The 270-nt window shown below is 68.9% G+C and carries 1 pseudogene; it reads right to left on the bottom strand.

The window, feature by feature from the left end:
• Window positions 1-270 (bottom strand): annotated as a pseudogene (locus ACF8NF_RS08115) (phosphoadenosine phosphosulfate reductase); the annotation flags it as partial.

The raw sequence follows: 270 nt of genomic DNA, 5'->3' as shown, positions 1-270 counted from the left end.
ACACCTGGTCATGGCTCCAGTGCAGCAGCGGCAGCAAGACCTCGTAGGCATCGCCTGGGCCGCGCGCCGGCACCTGGCCGGTGTCGGCCAGCTTGGTGCCGCGAATCACCACCTCGATGCCATCGGCCAGCATGCGCTGGTGCATGGGCTGCATCAGGTTGGCCACGCAGCAGTCCATGCGGCCCACCAGCGGCGTGTCGCTCATGCCGTAGGCGCGGCCGATCCAGCTCGATTGCGCCGTGGTCACGTCGCTCGGGATGCCATGGGCTG

Origin of the sequence: Delftia sp. WSY_22 (assembly GCF_043104185.1) — a bacterium.
Lineage (GTDB): Bacteria > Pseudomonadota > Gammaproteobacteria > Burkholderiales > Burkholderiaceae_C > Comamonas > Comamonas tsuruhatensis.
Note: the sequence above shows the minus strand (reverse complement) of the source record. Positions and strands in the feature narration are given on the sequence as shown.